The organism is Achromobacter arsenitoxydans SY8 (assembly GCF_000236785.1).
GTDB classification, from domain to species: domain Bacteria; phylum Pseudomonadota; class Gammaproteobacteria; order Burkholderiales; family Burkholderiaceae_B; genus Achromobacter; species Achromobacter arsenitoxydans.
The window spans coordinates 43,716-66,265 of record NZ_AGUF01000065.1; the positions used below are offsets into that span (position 1 = coordinate 43,716).

At 65.4% G+C, this 22,550-nt stretch carries 19 protein-coding genes and 1 tRNA gene; 9 read left to right on the forward strand and 11 right to left on the reverse strand.

The genetic code is table 11. From position 1 onward, the window contains the following. Positions 1 to 31 precede the first annotated feature (31 nt). From KYC_RS20730 to KYC_RS20755, 6 genes are read right to left on the reverse strand one after another with little or no spacing between them, the layout of a single operon-like run. Complete coding sequence (locus KYC_RS20730) at positions 32 to 568, reverse strand: nitrous oxide reductase accessory protein NosL (protein ID WP_008166007.1); 537 nt, start codon at positions 566 to 568, stop codon at positions 32 to 34. Continuing rightward, positions 565 to 1,395, reverse strand: a complete 831-nt coding sequence (locus KYC_RS20735) for an ABC transporter permease (RefSeq protein WP_008166009.1) — start codon at positions 1,393 to 1,395, stop codon at positions 565 to 567. Before KYC_RS20735 ends, KYC_RS20730 begins: the two co-directional genes overlap by 4 nt. Further along, positions 1,392 to 2,297 (reverse strand): ABC transporter ATP-binding protein, encoded by a 906-nt coding sequence (locus tag KYC_RS20740; RefSeq protein WP_008166012.1) that lies wholly within the window; start codon positions 2,295 to 2,297, stop codon positions 1,392 to 1,394. Before KYC_RS20740 ends, KYC_RS20735 begins: the two co-directional genes overlap by 4 nt. Beyond that, positions 2,294 to 3,592 (reverse strand): nitrous oxide reductase family maturation protein NosD, encoded by a 1,299-nt coding sequence (locus KYC_RS20745; RefSeq protein ID WP_008166015.1) that lies wholly within the window; start codon positions 3,590 to 3,592, stop codon positions 2,294 to 2,296. The genes KYC_RS20740 and KYC_RS20745 overlap by 4 nt, the downstream gene beginning before the upstream one ends. A gap of 6 nt (positions 3,593 to 3,598) precedes the next feature. Further along, positions 3,599 to 5,512, reverse strand: coding sequence for a TAT-dependent nitrous-oxide reductase (gene nosZ, locus KYC_RS20750; protein WP_008166018.1), 1,914 nt, complete (start codon positions 5,510 to 5,512; stop codon positions 3,599 to 3,601). Between the two features lie 53 nt (positions 5,513 to 5,565). Further along, complete coding sequence (locus KYC_RS20755) at positions 5,566 to 7,746, reverse strand: NosR/NirI family protein (protein WP_008166020.1); 2,181 nt, start codon at positions 7,744 to 7,746, stop codon at positions 5,566 to 5,568. Between the two features lie 336 nt (positions 7,747 to 8,082). On the opposite strand from KYC_RS20755, the gene azu reads away from it, so the two are divergent. From azu to KYC_RS20770, 3 genes are all read left to right on the forward strand, one after another. After that, positions 8,083 to 8,532, forward strand: a complete 450-nt coding sequence (azu, locus tag KYC_RS20760; RefSeq protein ID WP_008166022.1) for an azurin — start codon at positions 8,083 to 8,085, stop codon at positions 8,530 to 8,532. A 195-nt stretch (positions 8,533 to 8,727) separates the two neighbouring features. Continuing rightward, positions 8,728 to 10,314, forward strand: coding sequence for a TerC family protein (locus KYC_RS20765; protein ID WP_008166024.1), 1,587 nt, complete (start codon positions 8,728 to 8,730; stop codon positions 10,312 to 10,314). A gap of 18 nt (positions 10,315 to 10,332) precedes the next feature. Next, on the forward strand, positions 10,333 to 11,196 hold the full coding sequence (locus tag KYC_RS20770; protein ID WP_008166027.1) for an undecaprenyl-diphosphate phosphatase: 864 nt from the start codon (positions 10,333 to 10,335) through the stop codon (positions 11,194 to 11,196). 88 nt (positions 11,197 to 11,284) lie between these two features. Here the strand turns inward: KYC_RS20770 and KYC_RS20775 are convergent, their stop codons facing one another. The 3 genes from KYC_RS20775 to KYC_RS20785 all read right to left on the reverse strand — a co-directional run bounded on the left by KYC_RS20775 (position 11,285) and on the right by KYC_RS20785 (position 13,378). After that, positions 11,285 to 12,058 carry a UDP-2,3-diacylglucosamine diphosphatase gene (locus tag KYC_RS20775; protein ID WP_008166029.1) on the reverse strand — a complete coding sequence of 258 codons (774 nt, stop codon included), beginning with the start codon at positions 12,056 to 12,058 and terminating at the stop codon, positions 11,285 to 11,287. Then, positions 12,051 to 12,560 (reverse strand): peptidylprolyl isomerase, encoded by a 510-nt coding sequence (locus tag KYC_RS20780; protein ID WP_008166031.1) that lies wholly within the window; start codon positions 12,558 to 12,560, stop codon positions 12,051 to 12,053. Before KYC_RS20780 ends, KYC_RS20775 begins: the two co-directional genes overlap by 8 nt. Before the next feature lie 134 nt (positions 12,561 to 12,694). After that, complete coding sequence (locus tag KYC_RS20785) at positions 12,695 to 13,378, reverse strand: tetratricopeptide repeat protein (protein ID WP_008166036.1); 684 nt, start codon at positions 13,376 to 13,378, stop codon at positions 12,695 to 12,697. 361 nt (positions 13,379 to 13,739) lie between these two features. Here KYC_RS20785 and cysS point away from each other — a divergent pair, with 361 nt between their 5' ends. The 6 genes from cysS to KYC_RS20815 all read left to right on the forward strand — a co-directional run bounded on the left by cysS (position 13,740) and on the right by KYC_RS20815 (position 19,566). Next, positions 13,740 to 15,194 (forward strand): cysteine--tRNA ligase, encoded by a 1,455-nt coding sequence (gene cysS, locus KYC_RS20790; protein ID WP_008166037.1) that lies wholly within the window; start codon positions 13,740 to 13,742, stop codon positions 15,192 to 15,194. A 20-nt stretch (positions 15,195 to 15,214) separates the two neighbouring features. Continuing rightward, on the forward strand, positions 15,215 to 15,859 hold the full coding sequence (locus tag KYC_RS20795; protein ID WP_008166041.1) for a DNA-3-methyladenine glycosylase family protein: 645 nt from the start codon (positions 15,215 to 15,217) through the stop codon (positions 15,857 to 15,859). A 36-nt stretch (positions 15,860 to 15,895) separates the two neighbouring features. Beyond that, positions 15,896 to 16,861 carry an acetyl-CoA carboxylase carboxyltransferase subunit alpha gene (locus KYC_RS20800; RefSeq protein WP_008166043.1) on the forward strand — a complete coding sequence of 322 codons (966 nt, stop codon included), beginning with the start codon at positions 15,896 to 15,898 and terminating at the stop codon, positions 16,859 to 16,861. A 61-nt stretch (positions 16,862 to 16,922) separates the two neighbouring features. Continuing rightward, a complete protein-coding gene (gene tilS, locus KYC_RS20805) occupies positions 16,923 to 17,987 on the forward strand; it encodes a tRNA lysidine(34) synthetase TilS (RefSeq protein WP_050814918.1) in 1,065 nt (354 codons plus the stop codon). A 130-nt stretch (positions 17,988 to 18,117) separates the two neighbouring features. Beyond that, positions 18,118 to 19,383, forward strand: a complete 1,266-nt coding sequence (locus tag KYC_RS20810) for an aspartate kinase (protein WP_008166048.1) — start codon at positions 18,118 to 18,120, stop codon at positions 19,381 to 19,383. Positions 19,384 to 19,473: 90 nt separating this feature from the next. Then, a tRNA-Ser gene (locus KYC_RS20815) sits at positions 19,474 to 19,566 on the forward strand. 179 nt (positions 19,567 to 19,745) lie between these two features. Here the strand turns inward: KYC_RS20815 and KYC_RS20820 are convergent. Next, a complete protein-coding gene (locus KYC_RS20820; protein ID WP_008166050.1) occupies positions 19,746 to 20,039 on the reverse strand; it encodes a contact-dependent growth inhibition system immunity protein in 294 nt (97 codons plus the stop codon). Positions 20,040 to 20,230: 191 nt separating this feature from the next. After that, the coding region (locus KYC_RS20825) for an autotransporter family protein (RefSeq protein WP_008166051.1) at positions 20,231 to 22,550 on the reverse strand (2,320 nt) is incomplete at its 5' end.

Below are 22,550 nucleotides of genomic sequence, written 5' to 3' on the forward strand. Positions count from 1 at the left end.
AAAGGCTGAGGGCGGAGCGGCGCGCCCCGCGCTACTGAGCGAAAACATAGTCCTCGGGCACTTCGGAGAAAGTCACGACGCGCCCGCCGTGGGCCTGGGCGAATTCGAGCGCTCGGGCTTTGTCCGAGAACGGCATGGCGTCCTCGGCTCCCATGCCGCCGATGAAGGCGCTTCCGATCACATAAAAGGCTTGCCGCGCGTCCACCCAGGACTGCGGATCGGCCGCGCCGTCCGCCTTCGTGGCGGCCATGTCATTGACGTAGATGGCGCTAAGGCCCTTGGGCTCTTCCGGCAGCATGGTGTATGCGAACACCTGCTTGACCGACGAGAACCACACCGGCGCGGCGCGGCCCTTGACGAAGATCTGCCCCTTGGGACCGGCGTGGTCCAGCAGCGCCATGCCGCAATAGTGGCCAACGGCCTCGGCGGTGACGGCCTGCGGCGCGGGCGGGGGCGCGGCGGGTTCATCGCCGCCGCAGGCCGACAGCGACAGCAGCAGGAACAGCATCAGGATCAGGCCGGGCGCCAGCCTCAGGGCCAGCATCGCGGCCAGGCGTTGCGGGTTCATAGCTGTTTCCTCCGGAAGCAGACGGCCGCCAGCACGAAGGGAACGGCGATCCACAGCAATTGCGCGGCCAGCAGCAGCGGCACCGGCAGCCGGGCCTGGTCGCTTACGCCGGCCATGCCCGAGTACATCGAAATGTTCTCGAAGCCGGTCAGGTTCAACAGCCGGTACACGTCGGACGGGTTGGCGAGCAGCAGCGCATTGAGCAGGCCTGGCGTCACGTGCCGTCCCTGGTCGGCGGCCAGCACGCCCAACAGGCCCATGTCGTAGATGACGACGAAGAAAAGCCACACGCCCAGGGCAATGCCCGCGGCGGTGGCGCGCTCGCGCACCAAGGTGCTGATCAGGTAGCCCATCGCCAGGAAGCTCGCGCCCAGCAGCACGCTGGCGCCGATCAGCATGGCGAAGGGCCGCCAGGCGCCGGCGTCCATGCCGCCGTACACCCATTGCAGCGCCAGTCCCGCCGACCCGTAGCCCGCGCCGGTGGCGATGGCCAGGATGGCCAGGTGCCCGATGAATTTGCCCATGATCACCTGCCACCGCGACACGGGATAGCTCAGGAGCAGGGCCATGGTGCCGCGGTCGACTTCGCCGACGATGGCGTCGTAGGCCAGCAGCATTGCAATGAGCGGCACCAGGAAGATGGACAGGCTGGACAGGCTGACGACGGTGACCGTCAGCGGATCGACCTTCACGGCGCCGGTGGGAGCGCTGCCCAGAAGGCCAAGCGCCAGGGCCAGTGCGGCCAGCAGCACCGACGTCGCCAGCACCCAGCGGTTGCGCAGGCCGTCGCGGATTTCCTTGCCGATGATTGTGCTTACCGCGTTCATGCGTCTTCCCGTTCAAGCAGGTGGGCGTAAATGTCGTCGAGGCCGGGCACCTGGATGTCCAGGTCGCTGATGGGCGCGGCGATGGCGCCGATGCTGCGGATGGCGTCCACCTTGTCCGACTCGTGGCACACCAGTTCATAGCGTCCCGGTTCGACCCGGCGCCATGCCGGGGAGGGCGGGGCGTAGGTGTCCGACTGTCCGAGCGTTATGTTGATGCGGATCGGCAGGCCGGTGTCCCGGCGCAACGCGGACATGGCGCCGTCGGCGATCTTCACGCCCGCCTTCATGACCACGATGCGGTCGGCGTGGCCGGCCAATTCGGACAACGCGTGTGTGCTGAGCAGGATCGTCGCGCCGCTGGCGCGCAGTTCGTGCACGATCTCGTAGAACTTCAGGCGCGATGCGGGGTCCAGGCCGGTGGTGGGTTCGTCGAACAGCAGGATGCGGGGTTCTCCCAGCAGCGCCTGCGCCAGCGCCAGCCGCTGGCGCATGCCTTTCGAGTAACCGCCGACGCGGCGGTGGGCGGCGCCCGAAATGCCCACCTTTTCCAGTAGTTCCGCATTGCGCGACAGCGGCTGGCATTTCAGCCGCGCGTAGAACGCAAGGGTCTCGGCGCCCGTCATGGCCGGATGCAGCGCCACGGTTTCCGGCAGGTAGCCGATCCTCGCGCGCAGGCGCGCGGCGGCCGGGCTGTGGGCGTCGTGGCCGAACAGCGTGACGCGGCCGTGCGTGGGGCGTATCAGGCCCAGAATCAGCTTGATCAGCGTGCTCTTGCCGGCGCCGTTGTGCCCGGCCAGCGCCACGCATTCGCCTTCGCGCAGGTCCAGGTCCAGGACGCTCACGGCCCGGTGTGTTCCATAGTGTTTGCTGACGCCCGAAAGCGTCACCAGGGCATTGCTCATTGGGTTTCCTTGGCGGTCTGCACGGCGCGTGGCGCGGGTTTCATCAGCGGCGCGCTGTCGATGACGCCTCCGGGCAGGATGGCGGGGAACTGGGATTGCGCCCAGCGCACCACCGAGATGGCCGGGCTGTTGAGCAATATGCGCGCCGCCGGGGCGCGCCACAGCAGCTGGTCCACCACGTCGTTCGGGCGGTAGGCCGTGTCGGCGATGCCGTCGCCGTCCAGGTCGAAGGCGGTGTTGTCGCTCCAGTAGTTGCCGCGTCCGCCGTCCGACCATTCCAGCACGCGGGTGCCCACGTACTTGACCTGGTTCCGGTTGTTGATGAAGGCGTTGCCGGTGATCCGGTTGCCTTCCGAGCCCGCGGTGAAGTGGATGCCGATGCCGCAGTTCGAGAAATGGTTGTCCGCAAAGCGGTTCTTGTTGGCGTTGTAGATGAACACGCACTTGTCCGCGCCATCCACCGTGTTGCCGGAGATGTCGGAGTTGTTGGCGTAGTTCATCATCAGGCCCTGTTCCACGTTCTTGACCGCCACGTTGTCCGTGACGACCAGGCGGTGGGAATACATGATGGCGTAGCCGATGTCATTGCCGGTGGACACGTTGCCGCTGATCTCGCTGTCGTTGGTGTACATGTAATGCACGCCGTAGCGCAGATCGTGGAAGCGGTTGCCGACGAACCGGTTCTTCTTGCTGGTGTTGACGAAAACGCCGTCGCGGCCGGCGGAGATGTCGTTGTCCACGACGGCGCTGCCGGGTGTGTTCCACAACGAGACGCCGTTGCCGCGTTCGGCCACGCGCAGCTCCCGGTTGCCCACGATGCGGTTGCCGCGCACCATCGCGTCGTCCGGGCCCCAGACATAGACGCCGAACAGGTTGTCCAGAATGTCGTTGTGTTCGACCAGCGCACGGTGCGCGCTGCGGTCCAGGAACACGCCCGCGTCCATGGCCGGCAGGTCCAGGCCGGAACGCGTGATGGTCAGGTTGCGCACCGCGACGTCCGCGGCCTTGATCCACAAGGTGCGGCCCTGCCGGTCGCCGGCGATGATGGCGGAGCGGTCCCCAGGGCCTTCCAGCGTCAGGGGCTTGTCGATGACGATGGCGCCGGCATAAGTGCCCGGCGCCAATCGCAGCGTGTCGCCGGGCTGCGCCGCGGCGACCGCCCGGGCCAGATCCGCGCCCGCGGCCAGGTCCACCGTGGCGGCTGCGGCCGCGCCGTGCAGGACCGGGCCCAGGCCGGCCAGCGCAAGGCTGGCCGCGGCCCGCACCGCGTGTCGCAAGGTTGCGATGAAGACCATACGTCGCTACGCGGACTTCTTGGGATGCACGATCATCTGGCCGGACATCTCCATGTGCAGCGCGTGGCAGAACCACTGGCAGTAGTACCAGTACACGCCCGGACGGTCCGCCTTGAACGTGACCGACGACGTGGCCTGCGGCCCGATCTCCATGGCGATGCCATGGCCTTCCAGCGTGAAGCCGTGCGTCAGGTCTTCGATCACTTCCATGTTGGTCACGAACACCGTGACCTCGTCGCCCTGGTTCACTTCGAACTTCTTGATGCTGAACATGGGCGCGACGGCCATCATGTACACGCGGACCTTGTTGCCGTCGCGCACCACCTTGGCGGCGTCCTCCAGCGACACGCCGTCCTTCTTGGCGATCTGGCGGGCGTCTTCCCACATTGGGTCGTCGCGCTTCCACACGCTGACCGGATTGACCTTGGACCGGTGCACCAGGCACATATCGTGCGGCTCGGCGAAGCTGGGGCCGTCATGCACGAGCTTCATTTCGTCGCCGGAGATGTCGATGAGCTGGTCGTTCTCGGGCTTGAGCGGGCCCACGTTGAGGAACCGGTCCTTCGAGAACTTGTTCAGCGACACCAGCCACTTGCCGTCGGCTTCCTTGGTCTCGCCCATCGTGGAGTGGTTGTGGCCGGGCTGGTAGTGCACGTCCAGCTTCTGGATGATGGGGTCGACCTTTTCGCCCTTGTAGGCGCGCTTGGCCTTGTCGATGTTCCACTTGACCATCTGACTGTCGATAAACAGCGTGGTGTAGGCGTTGCCGCGGCCGTCGAAGGCGGTGTGCAGCGGGCCCAGGCCCAACTGGGGCTCGGCCACGACGCAGTCGCGCGGCTTGATCTTGTCGGCGAACAGATCGTCCAGCTTGCGCACGTCGATCACCGTCACGGTGGGCGACAGCTTGCCGTTCAGCATGAGGTGGATGCCGTCGGGCGCGGCATTGCAGCCGTGGGGCGAGTTGGGCACCGGGATGTAGCGCGTGTACTTGGAACCATGGCGGCCATCCACGACCGGCACGCCGCCCATGGTTTTGAAGTCGCCGTCCTTGATCGCCTGCTCGATGCGCTTGATGTTGAAGACGACGACCCAGTCCTGCTCGTTGGCCGACATTTCCTCGACGGTCACGCCCTTTTCCGAGTTGTAGCAGGTGGCGAAGGAGTACTTGCCTTGGTAGTCGGCGTCGCCGTTGTCCAGGTTGCCGTCCACCAGCACCTGCCAGGCGACCTTCATCGTGTCGCCGTCGATGGCGGAGTAGATGGCGAAGAAGTTCTTCTTGGGATCGTCGATCAGCTTGCCGTCGTTGGGCAGCGGCACGATGTGCTCGCCGTTGGCGAACACATAGCCGGTGCGCGGATAGCGCTGCGGACGCAGGCCGTGCACGCCCGAGACGTTAGGCAGCTCGGTGATCTTGTCGGTCTTCATCACGTCCAGGCGGATGCGGGCCACGCGGTTGTTGGCCTTGTCGTTGATGAAGAGATAGCGGCCGTCGTAGGTCTGGTCAGTGAACGACAGGTGAGGGTGGTGCGCGTCGCCGTTCGGGAACACGCCGCCCTTGTCCTTCAGGAATTCGCGGGTTTCGGGCGTCAGGCCTTCCGTGAGGATCTTGCGGCTTTCATTGGTGCGGCCCCAGCCCGTCGCGCTGCAATGGTTGAAGACGGGGATGCGCACGAGTTCGCGCATGGACGGCAGGCCCAGCACGCGCACTTCGCCCGATTGGCCGCTGGAGTTGAACGCGTAGTATTCGTCCAGCTCGCCCGGCGCGACATGCCCCAGCACGCCCGCGCCGGCTTTGCCCTCTTTGCCGTGCGCGGTGGGGATATGCGCGCCGGCAACGAGGCCAGCTGCGCCGGTGATGGCGGCGGTTCCCAGGAAGCCACGGCGTGTAAGGCCGGTTTTTTCGGGGGTCTTCTCGGACATGGATAACTCCTTGGTAGGGACGGCGCGTCGCGCCGTGGAACGAAAATCGTGTTTCACGATTCGTGGTTGGGGCGATTCGCCGGGGTAATGTTGGGCATGCGGCGCATCACGACCTCCTGCACCGCCGGTTCCGGAGGCGGCGCCGGGCGCCGTTCGCGCTTGGCCCGCTTCTGGATCAGGTGAGGGCACTTCTGGTCGTGGTGGTAGAGCATCTGGCAGTGCAGGCATTGAATGCACTCGTTCGGATTGATTTCTCCTGTGGGCTCGATGGCCTGCACCGGACATTCGTTGTTGCAGCGCTGACAGGGGTTGCCGCAATCGCGATAGCGCTTGAGCCAGTTGAAGATGCGCAGCCGGGCGGGAATGGCCAGCGCGGCGCCCAGCGGACAGAGATAGCGGCAGAAGAAGCGCTCGATGAACAGGCCCGCGGCAAGCAGCGCGACGGCGAACAGTACGAATGGCCAGTGGCGCACGAAGTGCAGGATGATCGCCGTCTTGAAGGGCTCGACTTCGGCAAGCTGCTCGGCCACCGCCAGGTCGTATAGCGAGAACCCGAAGAGCAGCAGGAAAATCACGTACTTCAAGGTGGACAGCCGCTGGTTCACGCCGTGGCGGACCTTCAGCTGGCGCACGCCCAGCCGGCGGGCGACGCGATTGGACAGTTCTTGCAGGGCGCCGAATGGGCAAAGCCAGCCGCAGAAGGCGCCGCGGTTCCAGAAGACCATCGAGATCGCGGTGGCGCACCACAGGATGAACACCATGGGATCCATCAGGAAGTATTCCCAGCGGAAATCGGTGCGCAGCGCCGAGAAGAACGTAAGCACGTTGACAATGGACAGTTGCGCCTGGCCATACCAGCCGATCCAGAACAGCGCGAAGGCCAGGAACGCCAGGCGCAGACGGTCATGCAGCAGGGGGCGGGCGGCAAGCTGGTCCTGGAAGAAGAAGATGCCCACCAGCACCACCAGCGCCACGGTCAGGATGGCGATCTGTCCGGACTTGCCGCGCCAGATCTGCTTCCACAAGGCCGGCGCCGCGTCGGGGGCCTCAACCGCAGGGGCCGTAGCTGCAGGCGCGGCCTGCGCCGCCGCGGGGGCGGGGTCTACGGCGCGCGTGTAGGCCTTGGGCAGCTCGTAGGGCAGGTCGAACGTGACGAAGGCCTTGTCGGACACGGTCAGCACGCGCTGCACCATGAGCTGCAGGCGCCAGGGCCTGACCGGATCCAGCGCGGCGTCGTCGGGCACGACAAACAGCGCGACCTCTCGCAGCGCGGGCGCGCCCGCGGCGCTGATGTCCGCCAGCCGCTGGTGGTTGCGGTCGCGGAAGCGGAAGCTGCTTTCGTCCTGGATGATCTCGACGCGGTCGAAGATGCCGCCGCGGACATAGCCGGACCCCTTGAACGAATACAGGCCATTGCCCGCGACCAGCACGGCCTGCTGGCCGGGCTTGAGCCGTTCCTTCAGGCGCTGCCAGCCGGTATCGCCCAGCAGGCTGCGGCCGATGGAGGGCGCGCTGACCAGCGCGGCGTACAGGTCGATGAAGGTGTCGTCGGGGTCGCCTTCACTGTGTTCGGCGGCGTCCTTCCTGCCCGACCGCAGGAATGCCTGATTGACATCGGCGGGCGTCAGGCGCAGGTTGCGCACCGCGCCAGAGTCCAGCAGCGCCTGCCAGGACTGCACGGTGTCCTGGGCTTCGTCCAGCACGCGGGTGGCCGCCGCGGGCGCGGCCTGCCGCAGGGCGCCGGCCTTGTCGATGCCGTGGGCGCGAGCCACCAAGATCGCCGATCGCGTGATGGTGTCGCCGATCACCATCAGCGTGACCGTCGCGCCGCTGACGATGTCCACGGGCGGCGGGGCGCCGTGGCGGGGCGGCGACTCTACGAAGTTCAGGCCCACATAGCCCTGGATGAAGTGATCGACCTTGGATTGGGGAATGCCGATCAGCACGATGGGCTCGTGGTGTTCGACGAGCTTGGCGCCCATGATGCGCCCGCTGTCGGAAAGGCCCACCAGCACGTCGATCGGTTTGCTGGAGTAGCCGCGCGTATTGACGACGTCGGTCGTGAGATACACCAGGCCGAGCTGTCGGTCTCCCGCATAGACGCGGGCAACGGCGGGCTTGCCTTCGGCCGGGCCCACGCGGTCTGCGCCGGGAAACACCGCGTCGATGGGCGTGGACGCCAGGAACTCAGGCAGCCGCTGGGCCTGCGCCTGGCTGATAAACACGCACCACATCAAGAGGAAAAGGAGCGCGGCTTGAATGCACCATAAGAACCCGCGATTTGATGCCGTACTGCCGCGCATGCTGAACTCTGTTGGACGTGTTTGCTTACGGGCATCCTACGAACTCAAGACAGGAACGCGATTGCGGTATGTCAAGCTGTGCATTTGAATGACTAATACCCCTACGAAATGTAGGGGATGTCCCGTGAATGCGGCATGATTGCGAGGGGCGGCTTGATGCAAGTCAATAGTGCGAATGCGGACTGGTCCTACACTGGCCCGCGGCGGCAACGGCGTCTGCATATGGCTGGCGCACGTGCATCGACCGCTGTGTCATCGGAGAGATTCATGCTGGCAAAAGCCACCCTAGCCATTCTTCTATCTGCAGCCAGCCTGCCCGTGCTGGCCGCGCAATGCGAAGCCACCGTCGAAAGCAACGACGCCATGCAGTTCAACACCAAGGAAATCGTTGTTGACAAGAGCTGCAAGGAATTCACCGTGCATCTCAAGCATGTCGGCAAGATGGCGAAGGTCGCCATGGGCCACAACTGGGTGCTCACCAAAGACGCGGACAAGCAGGCCGTCGCTACCGACGGCATGGGCGCCGGCCTGGCCCAGGACTACGTGAAGGCGGGCGACACCCGCGTCATCGCCCATACCAAGGTCATCGGCGGCGGCGAAGCCGACTCCGTGAAGTTCGATGTTTCCAAGCTCGCCGCTGGCGAGAACTATGCTTTCTTCTGCTCCTTCCCCGGCCACTGGGCCATGATGAAGGGCACGCTGAAAATCGGCGGCTGATCCCCGCCAGAGGTTCGTTGAGTGATGCCAAAGCCGGCCGGGGGGCCGGCTTTTTCATGGCCGGCGCGAACGCGGCGCGTCCTAGTCCCTAAGGCCCAAAGCCTCTGTCCATCAGGCTTACGGAGGGGATGCGTCACCGGCATGTCATGGATTTTCCATGTACGATTACCGGTCGTGTAACTTCTGGAGCTCCTGATGGAGTGGCTGCTGGACCCCGCTGCGTGGGTCGGCTTGCTTACCCTGGTCGTCCTTGAGATCGTCCTGGGCATTGATAACCTGATTTTCATCGCCATCCTGGCGGACAAGCTGCCCCCGGCGCAGCGCGATCGCGCTCGGATCATGGGGCTGAGCCTCGCGCTCATCATGCGCCTGGGCCTACTGTCGGTCATGTCGTGGCTGGTCACCTTGACCACCCCCCTGTTTACCATCGGTCCCCTGTCTCCCTCGGGGCGCGACCTCATCCTCATGACGGGTGGCCTGTTCCTGCTGTTCAAAGGCACCATGGAGCTGCACGAACGCCTGGAAGGCGGCGTGCACAGCGGCACGTCCGGGCCGCGCGTATACGCCAGCTTCTGGGTGATCGTGACGCAGATCGTGGTCCTGGACGCCGTGTTTTCGCTGGACTCCGTCATTACCGCGGTGGGCATGGTGGATCACCTTGCAATCATGATGATCGCTGTCGTCATCGCGATCGGCATCATGCTGCTGGCCTCCAAGCCCTTGACGCGCTTCGTCAACGCGCACCCCACGGTGGTGGTGCTGTGCCTGGGCTTCCTGCTCATGATCGGTTTCTCGCTCCTGGCCGAGAGCTTCGGCTTCAAGGTGCCCAAGGGCTATCTGTACGCGGCCATCGGCTTTTCGGTGGCCATCGAGGCGCTTAACCAGGTGGCCCGCCGCAACCTGCTCAAGCTGGACGCGCGCCGCCCGATGCGCGAACGCACGGCGTCGGCCGTCCTGCGCATGCTGGGCAAGCGGCCCCCGGCCAGCGACGAGCCCGACCTGCCCAGCGCCGACGGCCCGTCGGTGCCGGCCTTCGGCGTGGAAGAGCGCAACATGGTCAGCGGCGTGCTGACCCTGGCCGAACGTTCCATCCGGTCCATCATGACGCCGCGCACGGACGTCTCGTGGATCAATATTGATGACGACCCCGAAACCATCCGGCGCCAGCTCACCGAGGCCCCGCACAGCTTCTTCCCGGTCTGCCGGGGGTCGCTGGACGAAGTCCTGGGCATTGCGCGCGCCAAGGATTTGGTGGCGGACCTGATCACCGACGGCCGCGTGCGCCGCAACCGCCTGCGCGATCCCATCATCGTGCACGAGTCCATCGGCATCCTGCGCCTGATGGACACGCTCAAGCGCTCGCGCGGCCAGCTGGTGCTGGTAGCCGACGAGTTCGGCGCCATCGAGGGCCTGGTGACCCCGATCGACGTCTTCGAGGCCATCGCCGGCGAATTCCCCGACGAAGACGAACTGCCCGACATCGTGGCCGACGGCGAGAACATCTGGAAGATCGACGGCGCGGCCGACCTGCACCATGTCGAACAGGTGCTTGAAACCGAAGGCCTGGTCGACGACGCCCAGGACTTCTCCACCCTGGCGGGCTATCTGCTGTCGCGTTTCGGACACCTGCCCAAGCCGGGCGACGTCTGCGAGTACCAGATCCACCATCAGCATTTCCGCTTTGAAGTCCTGGAAATGGATGGCCGCCGCATTGCGCTGGTGCGCGTCGAAAAACGGCCCGAAGAGCACTTTTCCGACGAAGCATCCCTGGCCAACGACTAACCGAGAGCCCCAAGAACCGTGACCGAGAACTCGCTCTATCTCTTTAAAGCTTTCATCCTGGGCATTCTGGAAGGCCTGACGGAGTTCATTCCCGTGTCCAGCACGGGCCACCTCATCCTGGTTGGCGACTGGATCAATTTCCAGTCCAGCGACGCCAAGGTGTTCGAGGTGGTGATCCAGCTGGGGTCGATTCTGGCGGTGATGTGGGTCTTCCGGGCGCGGCTGCTCAGGCTGGTCCGCGGTACGCTGACCGGCGTGCCCAGCGAGGTGGCGTTCACGCGCAACCTGCTCCTGGCGTTTCTGCCGGCCGCGGTGATCGGCGCGATCTTCATCAAGACGATCAAATCGGTGTTCTATCACCCCGCCGTGGTGGTGGTGACGCTGGTGCTGGGCGGCTTGATCATGCTGTACGTGGAACGCCGCACCCGCCATACGCCGGGCGATGCGCCGGGCGCGGCCGACGACACGGCTTCGGACGAGCGGGCGTCGGCACACACGCTGGAGCAGATCACCTGGAAGCAGGCGCTGGGCGTGGGCGTGGCGCAGTGCTTCGCGATGATTCCCGGCACGTCGCGGTCGGGCGCCACCATCATCGGCGGCATGATCGCGGGCATCCAGCGCAAGACGGCCACCGAATTCTCGTTCTTCCTGGCCATGCCGACCATGCTGGGCGCGGCGGCCTACGACATGTACAAGAACTTCGGGGTGCTAACCCAGCATGACCTGTCGGGCATCGCGGTGGGCTTCGTCGCCGCGTTCCTGAGCGCCATGGTGGTGGTCCGCGCGGTGCTGCGCTTCGTGGCCAACCACACCTATCGCGTGTTCGCCTGGTACCGCATCATCTTCGGCGGCGTCGTTGCCGCCTGGATTTTCACGCGCTGAGCGGCTCGCCGCCGGGCGCGAATGAAAAAGGGGCCGCTCTGATGGAGCGGCCCCTTTTTTTGACTGCGCTGCGCCTTGCGCCCCAGCGCTACGACTCCGTTTCCAGGTCGTAGAATTCGAGGCCGTCGCGGTCGATGACCAGCCAGCCGCCGCGGGGCGGCGACACGTGGTCGCAGTCCCAGTCGGGCAGCACCCAGCGTTCGCGCTTCTGGCCATCCACGTCCAGCACGTGGCGGGCGGGCCGGTGCGTGTGGCCGTGCACCAGGACGCGCACGCCGGTCTCGCGGAAGATCGCTTCGATGGCGCCCGCGTTGACGTCCATGATTTCCATGGATTTCGTCTGGTTGGCCGCCTGGCTTTCGCCGCGGGCCTGCTGCGCCATCGCCAGCCGTTCGGGAATGGTCTTGGACAGGAATTCGGCCTGCCACTGCGGATTGCGCACCATCTTGCGGAACTGCTGATAGGCGGCGTCGTCGGTACAGAATTCGTCGCCGTGGGTCAGCAGGACCTGGCCGAAGTCCGTCTGCAGCAGCGCCGGCTCGGGCAGCAGGCTGGCGCCCACGGCCTTGGCCAGCTCTTCCCCGATGAGGAAGTCGCGGTTGCCGCGGCCCAGCCACACCGGGATGCGGGCGGCCGTGTCCCGAAGCGCCGTCAGCGCCGTGGCAAGCCACGGCGGCGCGGCGCGGATCACGTCGTCGCCGATCCAGGCGTCGAAGATGTCGCCCGGCAACAGCAGGGCGGCAGCCTCTTCTTGCGCGGCTTGCAGGAAGGCCAGGAAGGCCTCCGAGGTGGCCGGCGTGGCCGGCCCCAGATGCAGGTCGGAAGCCAGCCAGATCGGACCGGACAGGGCGATCTTATTCAAGAACTTCGGCCTTCTCGATGATCACGTCTTCGTTCGGGACGTTCTGGTGGAAGCCCTTGTTGCCGGTCTTCACGCCCTTGATCTTGTCGACCACGTCGGTGCCCTCGGTGACGGCGCCGAACACGGCGTAGCCCCAGCCGTTCGGCGTGGGCGACGTGAAGTTCAGGAAGTCGTTGTTGGAAACGTTGATGAAGAACTGGGCGGTGGCCGAGTGCGGGTCGCTGGTGCGGGCCATGGCGAGCGTGTACTTGTCGTTCTTCAGGCCGTTGTTGGCTTCGTTTTCGATCGGGGCGTGGGTCTGCTTTTGCTTCATGCCGGGCTCGAAACCGCCGCCCTGGACCATGAAGCCGTCGATCACGCGGTGGAACACCGTGCCGTTGTAGAAGCCTTCCTTGACGTAGGTCAGGAAGTTCTCGACCGACTTCGGAGCCTTGGCGGCGTCCAGGGTGATGACCATGTCGCCTTGGTTCGTTTGGAGCTTGACGCGGGGATTGGTGCTCATGGCTTTTGTGCCTTCAGAGGTGGAGGTGGAAGAAGAGGCTGCCGGGGCGGCGCTGACGACCGCTGGCGCGAATGCAGCCAGCGCGAACGAGCACGCCGTCAGGCGCAGCAGGTGAAGAGGGGAGTAACGGGACATCATTTGCCTTGTTTTTCCTTCAACATTGTTTCAACTTCGCGGACCTTTTCCTGCATGCCGGGCACGCCGTCGCCGGCTGCCTTCTTATAGGTCCGCAATGCCTGCATGAGTTGCAGGTCGCCAAGATTGGCGCGCGCGGCGGCGTAGCCGGGGTCGGCGCGCAAGGCCATTTGCAGGGCATCCTGCGCCCGCTCGAGTTCGCCGCGGCTTGCATATAGAGCGGCAAGGTTGTTCCAGGGTTCCGGCAATTCCGGGAACCGGGTGGTCATTTCGGTATAGACGTCGATGGCTTCGCCCGTGCGGTCCAGCGCGGCCAGCGCGCGCGCATGCTGGAACATCAATTGGACGTCGGTGCCGCGCTGGTCCTTGATGTCGGCCTGGCGCTTTTCGATCATCGCCAGCGCTTCTTCGTTCTTGCCGTTGTTCAGCAGGCGTTCGATGTGGGTCGTGATCTGCGAGGCGGACGGCTCCAGGCGGGTGTCCAGGCTGGGCTTGGCGGCCTCCAGCAGCTTGGCCAGGGAGTCCCAGCCGCCCTCGGGCGGGATCGGATCCAGGGTGGTGCGGGAGGCGTTGGGGTTCGCTCCCCCGCCGCCGCTCATCGACTGGGCGACAGAGACGCCAAGCGGCGCGCCGGCCAGGGCCAGGGCGAGCAGGGCAACGCGAAAACGCGGCTTGATAGTCACGTGGGGTTCCGTTAAAAGTCTTGGCCGGCCGGCGCTTACGCGCGCGGCCGGGCCGCTTGCTATACTTGACGACCGCCATTTTAGCCCCGGTTAGGGTTTTGGCTTGAGAACTAGCCACCGAGTAGCCACTGAGCAGCCGCCGAGCCATCGACCTTGGTCAATGAACTTGGCCACTGCGCCCCGGGACTGGACGCCGATGCCCTGGCGGAAAGTCCCGGCTGCCGGAACGGGCCTCCGACCGGCCGTTCAAATTGGACAACGGGGCAAGTGGGGCAAATGGGGCGGCACGCATCGACGGTATCGTCCGTCGACTGCAACCTTCCGGAACCGCCACGGAATACTAAACGAAGCCTAGAGCGCCATGCTGCAAATCTACAACACGTTATCGCGTACCAAAGAACCGTTCAAACCGGCCCAGGCCGGCCAGGTGCGCATGTACGTGTGCGGCATGACCGTCTATGACTTCTGCCACCTGGGCCACGCCCGGATGCTGGTGTCGTTCGACGTCGTGCAGCGCTGGCTGCGCGCAAGCGGACTGGCCGTCGACTACGTGCGCAACATCACGGATATCGACGACAAGATCATCCGCCGCGCGGTCGAAACCGGCCGGCGCATCGGCGAAGTCACCGAGTTCTACATCGACGCCATGCACGCCGACGAGCGCGCCCTGGGCGTCGAAACCCCCGACCGCGAGCCGCGCGCCACCCAGTATGTCGGCGAGATGCTCGACATCATTGGCAAGCTGGAACAGAACGGCCTGGCCTACCAGGCCGACGACGGCGACGTGAACTACGCCGTGCGCGGCTTTGCCGGCTACGGCAAGCTGTCCGGCAAGACGCTGGACGACCTGCGCGCCGGCGAGCGCGTGGCGGTCGGCTCCAGCAAGCGCGATCCGCTGGACTTCGTGCTGTGGAAGTCCGCCAAGGCCGAAGAGCCGGCGGACACCAAGTGGGAGTCGCCCTACGGCCTGGGCCGGCCGGGCTGGCACATCGAGTGCTCGGCCATGAGCAAGTCCCTGCTGGGACTGCCCCTGGACATCCACGGCGGCGGCCCCGACCTGAAGTTCCCGCACCATGAAAACGAAATCGCCCAGACCGAAGGCGCCTTCGGCGGCACCCTGGCCAACATCTGGATGCACTGCGGCCCGCTGATGGTGGATTCGGACAAGATGTCCAAGTCCCTGGGCAATTTCCGCACCATCCGCCAGACGGTCGCGCAGAGCGAGCCGGCGGCCGACCAGGCCCAGTACCAGGTGAACCCGCGCGAAGCGGAAATGGTGCGCTTTTTCATCGTGCGCAATCACTACCGCAGCCCGCAGAACTACACGCCCGACAACCTGGTCGACGCGCAGAACGCGCTGGACCGCCTGTACCAGGCCTTGCAAAACGTGCCGGCCGACGGCCAGGGCATCGACTGGAACGAGCCGCAGGCCCAGGCCTTCAAGGCCGCGATGGACGACGATTTCAACAGTTCCGGCGCCGTGGCCGCCTTGTTCGAACTGGCCTCCGAGGCCAACAAGACCAAGAGCGCGCGCAGCGCAGGGCAGATGAAGGCCCTGGCCTCGCTGCTTGGCCTGCTGCAGCAGGAGCCCGCCGCCTACTTCCAGTCGCCCACCCGCTACTCCGCGGCCGCGATCGAGCAAGGCGCGCGCAGCACGCTGGACGCCGCAGCCATCCAGACCATGATCGACGCGCGCGCGGCAGCCAAGGCTGCCCGCAATTTCGCCGAAGCCGACCGCATCCGCGCCGAACTGCGCGAAGCCGGCATCGAACTGGACGACAAACCGGGCGGCCTGACGCAATGGCGTCGAGCTTGAAGTCCCAGGATACGCCCGACATGTCCACTGCAGATCTCGAGATTCCCAAGCCTGAATATTGGGAAGCCGCCGTAGCCCACTTGATGCGGCGCGACCGCATCCTGAAAAAGATCATCCCCCAGCACCCCGAGGTCTGGCTGACCTCGCGCGGCACGCCGTTCGTGACGCTGGCGCGGGCGATCATCGGGCAGCAGATTTCCACCAAGGCGGCCGATGCCGCCTGGACCAAGTTCATCGACGCCGTGGGCAAACGCCCGACGCCCGTCGCCGTGCTGCGCGTGGGCGTGGAAGGCCTGCGCAAGGCCGGCCTGTCGCAGCGCAAGGCCGAATACGTGCAGGATCTTGCCGTGCATTTCGGCGAGCGCCGCGTCCATCCCGAGAAGTGGGCGGCCATGGACGACGAGGCCGTCATTTCCGAGTTGATCGCCATCCGCGGCATCGGACGCTGGACGGCAGAGATGTTTTTGATTTTCAATCTACAGCGGCCTGATGTCCTGCCGCTGGATGATCCTGGGTTGCTCAAGGCAATCTCGCTACACTATTTCAGCGGTGAGCCTGTCTCTCGCTTCGAGGCTCGCGAAGTCTCGTTGGCATGGCAACCCTGGCGTACCGTGGCAACCTGGTATTTGTGGCGCAGTCTGGAACCGACGCCGGTCCAATACTGACGCAAGCCAGGCAGCCCATCTACGGAACCACACTACATGCGCAATACATTTCTGGAATTTGAACAGCCGCTCGCCGAGCTTGAGAACAAGATCGAGCAGCTGCGCTATGTGCAGGCCGATTCGGCAGTAGACATCTCCGACGAAATCGGACGTCTGCAGCAGAAGAGCCAGACGCTGGCCAAAGAGATCTACGCCAAGCTGACGCCCTGGCAGACGGCGCTCGTCGCCCGCCATCCCCAGCGTCCCTACACGCTGGACTACGTGCGTGAGATGTTCACCGACTTCCACGAGCTGCACGGCGATCGCATGTACGCCGACGACCAGTCCATCGTGGGCGGCCTGGCGCGCTTCAATGGCACGCCGTGCATGGTGATCGGCCACCAGAAGGGCCGCGACACCAAAGAGCGCGCCGCACGGAATTTCGGCATGCCGCGTCCCGAGGGCTACCGCAAGGCCCTGCGCCTGATGCGCCTGGCTGAAAAATTCGGCATCCCCGTATTCACCTTTGTGGACACCCCGGGCGCCTATCCCGGCATCGGCGCCGAAGAGCGCGGCCAGTCCGAAGCCATCGGCCACAATCTGTACGCCATGGCCGAACTGAAGGTGCCCGTGATCTGCACGATCATCGGCGAAGGCGGTTCGGGCGGCGCCCTGGCCATTGCGGTGGGCAACGCCGTGCTGATGCTGCAGTACGCCACCTACGCCGTGATCTCGCCCGAAGGCTGCGCGTCGATCCTCTGGCGCAGCGCCGACAAGGCGCCCGACGCCGCCGAGGCCCTGGCCATCATCGCGCCTCGTCTGAAGGACCTGGGCCTGGTGGACCGCGTCGTCAACGAACCGGTGGGCGGCGCCCATCGCGATCCCCGCGTCATGGCGCGCCTGCTGCGCCGCGCCCTGGGCGACGCCCTGCGCCAGCTGCAGGACCTGACGCCCGAACAGCTCGTGGAACAGCGCGTCCAGCGCCTGCTGTCCTACGGCGCCTACCAGGAAGTGCGCGCCTGACGCGCCAGCGGGGCCGGCGTTCGCCCGGCGCTGCAGACCACGCGCATCGCGCCTGTCCCCCATGACCGACGTCCCCGTGCCCGAACCCACGCTTCGGGCCGAGGCGGGCGCCGGGCCATCCCTTCCCGTTTCAGCTGAACTCGCCGCGGCCCTGCGCCGGACGCTCCAGGCATTGCCCGAGCATCCGCGCCGCATCGCCGTGGCCTTCAGCGGCGGCGCGGACTCGGCCATGCTGGCCGTGCATGCGGCCGCCGTCGCGCCGGCCCTGGGCATGGACGTTGCGCTGTTTCATGTGCACCACGGCCTGCAGGCCGATGCCGACGCCTGGGCGCAGCAGGCGCGCGCCTTGGGTGCAATGCTGTCCCTGCCGCTCTTCGAGGCCCGCGTCCAGGTCGAGCAGGCGGCCGGCAAGGGCATCGAGGCCGCTGCGCGCGACGCGCGCTATGCGGCCCTGGCCCGGCTGGCGCACGAACATGGAATCGGCCACGTGCTGCTGGCCCACCACCGCAACGACCAGGCGGAAACCGTGCTGCTGCGTCTGCTGCGCGGCACCGGCCTGGCAGGCATGGCGGCCATGGCCCAGCGCTCGCAGCGCGACGGGGTGGCCTATCTGCGTCCCTGGCTGGACCAGGAGCGCGCGGCCATCCTGTTGGCGGCGGACGCGGTGCAGGCCGCCAGCGGCTGGCGCCCCGTGCAGGACCCCACCAACGCCGATCCGCGATACACCCGCGCCGCGCTGCGCGAATTGCTGGCGCCGGCGCTGGACGCCCGCTGGCCGGGCTGGCGTGGCATCGTCGCGCGCCATGCGCGGCACATGGCCGAGGCGGCCGAGATCCTGGATGAAGTGGCGCGGGAAGACTTCTTGAAACTGGATCCCAGCCCCGACGGCGCCAGTTTTTCGCTGCAGGCATGGCGCGGCCTGTCGCCCGCCCGCCAGGCGCAGGTGCTGCGCCACTGGCTGGAAATGAACGGCGCCCGCATGCCGACGGATGCGCGTATGGCGGACTTGCTGCGGCAGCTGCGCGGCCTGCACAGCCTGGGCCACGACCGCCAGTTGCGGGTGGAGCAGGCGGGGCATGTGATCCGCTGCCACCGCGGCCGCGTGTGGGTGGAATCCCGCGCCTAGCGCCCGATTGTTAAAAAATCCACCCAGGAATGGACATAAATTTGCGCAAACTGCGCAAATTTTTACCGTCGCGCTAGAATATATGGTTTGCCCGTCAACAATTTCGGCGGGTCTCCAGCCAGAGCACGAGATGTCCCTGATCGTTCACAAATATGGCGGTACTTCGATGGGCTCGGTCGAGCGCATCAAAAACGTGGCGCGTCGCGTCGCGAAGTGGCACGCCGCCGGCCACCAGGTTGTTGTTGTTCCGTCCGCCATGGCGGGCGAGACGAATCGTCTGCTGGGTCTGGCGCGCGAAATTACGCCCCAGCCCGACGGCCGCGAACTCGACATGATCGCCGCCACCGGCGAACAAGCCAGCAGCGGCCTCCTGGCCATCGCGCTGCAGGCCGAGGGCGTGTCCGCGCGCAGCTATGCCGGCTGGCAAGTGCCGGTGCGCACTGACTCGTCGTTCACGAAGGCGCGCATCTCGTCCATCGACGACGCGCGCATCCGCGGCGACCTCGACGCCGGCCGCGTGGTCATCGTTACGGGCTTCCAGGGCATCGACCCTGACGGCCACATCACCACGCTGGGCCGCGGCGGTTCCGACACCTCGGCCGTGGCCGTGGCGGCCGCCATCAAGGCCGACGAATGCCTGATCTACACCGACGTGGACGGCGTCTACACGACCGATCCGCGCGTGGTGCCCGAAGCGCGCCGCATGTCCGTCGTTTCCTTCGAGGAAATGCTCGAAATGGCGTCGCTGGGCTCCAAGGTCCTGCAGATCCGTTCGGTTGAATTCGCCGGCAAATACCGTGTGCCGGTCCGGGTCCTGTCCTCGCTGACCGACCCCCTTATCCCGCTCGACGAAGAAATGGTCTCGGGCACGCTGATTACTTTTGAGGAAGACGAAAAAATGGAAGCCGCCGTTGTCTCCGGCATCGCCTTCAGCCGCGACGAAGCCAAAATCACCCTGCTGGGCGTGCCCGACAAGCCCGGCATCGCCTTCTCCATCCTGGGCCCGGTCGCCGCCGCCAACATCGACGTCGACATGATCGTGCAGAACCAGTCCGTGGCCGGCACGACCGACTTCTCGTTCACCGTGAACCGCAACGAATTTGCGCGCGCGGTGGACCTGCTCAAGCGCGAAGTCATCCCCGCCGTGGCCGCCCGCGAACTGAACACCGACGAAAAGGTCGCCAAGGTCTCCATCGTCGGCATCGGCATGCGCTCGCACGTCGGCGTCGCCAGCCTGATGTTCCAGACGCTCTCGCAAGAGGGCATCAACATCCAGATGATCAGCACCAGCGAAATCAAGACCTCGGTCATCATCGACGACAAGTACATGGAACTGGGCGTGCGCGCGCTGCACAAGGCCTTCGGCCTGGACCAGGCGCCGGCCACCAAGGTCTAAGGAACCAGCTCCGGCACGATTTTTTTTGATCGAAGGCCTGCATGGCGGGTAAGAGCGAAAAAAATCGTGCTAGAATCTCGTTCTCTTTTCGGAGACGTGCCCGAGAGGCTGAAGGGGCTCCCCTGCTAAGGGAGTATGTGGCTAAAAACTGCATCGTGGGTTCGAATCCCACCGTCTCCGCCAAAGACACTTGCACCAGTGACACAAGGTTGCCTCAAGACCCGCATAGCTAATTGCTCTGCGGGTTTTTTGTTTTTTGCTTCTTGTTTTGTGCGCCTGTACGGTGTTCGCGATCCTCATGCGCCTGCAGGTGCGCGCATTCTTTAAGGACGGTGCGGAAAAACCCCCGCGCATTTTGACTGCTAGCTTCTCAAAATGCGCTTCAGTTCTTGAAAGAACTCAGGAATGGTGTACCCCAAGCCCGCAGGGCGGAACCAGCCCCATCGTTGCTCAAACGCGGAATCTACGGCGGCATCATTTTGGGCGATGAATTGGTCCATTTCCGCACAGACCTGAATAACCCGCATCGGGCGGACAACCCTTTTGTAGTCCAGGGCGACATCCTCGACAGTCTCACCGGAAGCACCCCAGTCTTGATGGAACCATCCTTCCATAAACACATCGAGTTCGGGATACGCATCACTTTCTTTAGCCATCAAAAGTCCAGATAAGGCGGTTGGTACAAAGTAGGGAATACCGCTGTAGGCTTATTTGATTAGCGTCACGAGGAATCAACTGCCACGCGGATAAGAAGGCAATCTAGCGTCGCCGACGCATGAAAAAATCAAGGCCCGTGATGCCGCCGCGAATCGCGGCGGGCATGCACGGGCCTTGCGATGCCGGTCAACTACCAGCGCACGCGCATGCCGACCGTGCCGCCAACGCTGTAGTTGTCTCCGAAGTTGCGGGTGCTGCTGGCCAGATCCGCGGTGGCGTACAGCGCATAGGCGCCGTTGTTCCACTCGTAGGTGCCGCCGACCCCGATACCCGCCCACAGGCGTTCATCGCGGCTGGCGACGTCAACACCGGCCACGCTGACCGTGCTGCCCTGCAGGAACTCGTTGTACAGGTTGACGCTGCCGAAGACGTGCGAGCGGTTTTGCTTGCCGTTCGTTCCGCCCCACGCGGCCTCGTGATCGACGGCCAGGCCGAACCGGCCGCGCAGGCTGTCGGCGTCACGCAGCGAAACCTGGGCATCGAACGGATCGTTGAAGCTGTCGAAGTCCACCCGTGAATAGACCAGCTGCATCTGCGGCGTGACGGCATAGCCGTTGCCCAGACCGAAGCGCTTGCCTGTTTCAACCGACAGCGCATAGCCATGGCCGCTGTTGTCCGAGGAGAGCTTGCGGCCCAAGGTGCTGGAGCTGATATCGCTGTCGAACCAGATGCTTTGCGCCTGACCATCGACATAGAAGCCGTCAGCGCCGTACCAGGTCAGCGTTGCGCCCAGGCCGGCGCCGGTGGCATCGACCTTGCCGCGTCCGAACGCGGAACGCATCCCGGCGTTGGCGGTGCCGTACAGACCGTTGATGCCGCCGACCAGCGATGCGCCGTTCTTGCCTTCATGCAGTGTGAAGTCGATGCCGGTCTGCAGTTTCCAGACATCGACGTCGCGCCGCGTAGCGGTGGTGGAACGGGAGGCATCGAATGCCGTGTGACCGCCCTCGATGCGGGCCCATACGGCGCGACGTTCGGACTGGCCACCGGCCGTTATGCCGCCCTGCGACCCATAGCGGTTGCCCACGCGCTGCTGCAGCGTCGGCACGGTGTTCAGCGCCGCCAGCACCTGCGGGTATTGCTCGTACACCACTGCACCGGGCTGATAGCGCTGCCCGCCAGGCGCACCGGAACCCGGCGGATTGGGGCCTGGAGGATTGGTGCCCGGCAGATTGGGGTCCGGCGGATTGGGCCCCGGTTCCGAGACCGACAGCGCCGAAGTCAGGTACCAGTCGCCATCGGCGGCAAGCGACGGGCTGTTGTGTTGCAGGGTGTAGGCATAAGCGCCCGCCACCACCGCCTGCTGGCCGTCGGCGGTGACAAAGTCGCCAGCCAGCGTAAAGGCGTTGGCGGGCGAAGCGCCGCCGATTTCGATGACCTTGATGCCGTTAACCGTCTGCGCACCGGCGCCGCCCCGGTTGGCAACCACGACTTGAGTGGTGCCGGAGACGTCGCCGGTGATCACCAGCCGGTCGGTCGGCGAGGCGTCGCCGTCCAGCACGGTTTCAAGGTGCAGCGCGCCGCCCGCGCCCTCGTAGTCGCCTGCGATGGTAAGCGTGCCGATCGAGCTGCCCGGCGCAATGACGCCGGCATTGCTGGTGTGGCCAACCGTGCCGTTGCCTTCGAGCCGCGCGCCGGCAAGCACATCCATGTTTCCGCCAAGCTGGCTGTTGACCCGCAGCGTGCCGTCACGGACAAAGGTGCCGCCTGTGTAGGAAGTGGCGCCGTCAAGCGCCAGTGTGCCGGCGCCGTCCTTGACCAGCGACCCGGGGCCCGACATGGCGCCTGTCAGGGACAGCGTCGTGCCGTTTGCCGTGTCGATGGTGGCATAGGTTCCGGCCAGGTTGACCGTCCGGCTGGAGTCCAGGCTGGCGGTCGTGCGCAAGGCGGCGTTGTCCAGGGTCAGCTCGCCAGCGGCCGCGCCAAGGTGGCCGTCAGCGGAAATTTCGAGGACGCCGCCACGCACGGTGGTGCCGCCCGCATAGCTGTTGGCGCCGCCGGAAAGAACCAGCGTGCCGTAATCGGTCTTGGCCATCGCGCCTGTGCCCGTCAGCTCAGCGCTGATGATGGCGGTGGTGCCCGCGCCGGCCGAGGTGCCGTCGCCAACGCGGATCACCGTCTCGGCATTTGCCAGTTCGATGGCGGCGCCGTCTATCGCATAGCCATCCACGGCAAACTGCATGCCCCCGATCGTGGCTGGCGCCCCGGCTTCGACGGTGACATTGCCGCCCACGCCATGGAACACCGCAAAATTGCCCGGGTTCCAGGCGCCGTGAATCACGGCGCCGTTATCCGTCCAGTTGGTGCTGCTGGTGTTCCAGACACCGGCGCCGCCATCAATGACGCCATTGAGATGGCCGGTTGGCCCGTCCCAGTAGTTGAGCGTGACGCCCGTGGCATTGGACAGGTTGACTTGATTCGATACCGAAGTCACGAGGTAAAGATCCGAG